This is a genomic window from Romboutsia sp. (genome assembly GCF_051659545.1).
Classification (GTDB): Bacteria; Bacillota; Clostridia; order Peptostreptococcales; family Peptostreptococcaceae; genus JBOFOR01.
In genome coordinates this window covers 1-1,012 of the sequence record NZ_JBOFOR010000024.1, presented here as the reverse complement: position 1 = coordinate 1,012, position 1,012 = coordinate 1, and the positions used below count along the sequence as shown (strand labels likewise).

The window sequence follows — 1,012 nt, the reverse complement described above, 5'->3', positions numbered from 1 at the left end:
CTAAAGATGATGGGAGTATTTTCAGAGTTAGAGAGAAATATGATAAGCCAAAGAGTAAAATCAGGTATGGCTAATGCTAAAGCTAAAGGTAAAAATATTGGTAGACCATCAGGAGCAACTATCCCTAAAAAGTTCATGGAGCATTATGAATTATACAAAGATGGTAAATTAACTAAAACAGATATAAATAAATTAACAGGTATCAGTAGAGTTACCATCAATAAATATATAAATATATTAGAAAATAAGTAGTTTAAATTTTAATGTATACCTGTACTAGATAATATAAGATAACATTAGCCTCAACTAATGTTAATTAAATTGACATAGATGGTTTATTAGGTTTTACCATTCTCCAAAAACAAACCTATTAAGAGCATTAGCAGAATTTCTGTTAGTGCTTTTTTTATATAAAAATAAAAGAGATGAGGAAATAGAATGGCACAAAAAAACTTATTAAATCTAGTACAGGGTACTTTAGCACAGGGATGTGTTTTATCAATGGAAAAAGGAACTCCAATAGTTGGAGCAATGGAATTTGTAGAGATAAAAGGGAATGCATATTCTTTTAATGTAGTTGATACATTAATACCTACAGAACATAGAGAATTAGGAGAAGAAGTTACTGCTAATGAGATGCAAACAGAGAAGTTAACAAAGGAATTAGTAATATTAACTAATGCAGTTAGAACAGATAGAGCATTACAAGTTATGGGAGATATAACAGATATAAAGGCTCAAAATACTGAGTTAGCAATGGTTTCTAATGGTAAAGCATTAGAGCAAAAGGTAATAGCTGAGTTAAAAGGTGCATTAGGTAAAGGAGAGGCAGGGAAAGAGTTCACAGGAGCATTAACAGTAGATTTATTAGATGATGCAGTAGATTACTGTAATCCAAATATGATATTTGTAAATGCAAAGGGACAAAGAGCCTTGAAAAAACTATTAAAAGCTGAGGGTCATGCTCCTGAAACTATAGATAGTTTTGGTAAAAGAGTTATAGCTTATGATG

At 30.5% G+C, this 1,012-nt stretch carries 2 protein-coding genes; both read left to right on the top strand.

All coding sequences use genetic code 11. The features are described 5' to 3' along the window. The coding region (locus tag ACRC03_RS01290; protein ID WP_438650740.1) for a recombinase family protein at nucleotides 1-252 on the top strand (252 nt) is incomplete at its 5' end. Between the two features lie 186 nt (nucleotides 253-438). Then, on the top strand, nucleotides 439-1,012 hold a 574-nt coding region (locus ACRC03_RS01285), incomplete at its 3' end, for a hypothetical protein (protein WP_438650739.1).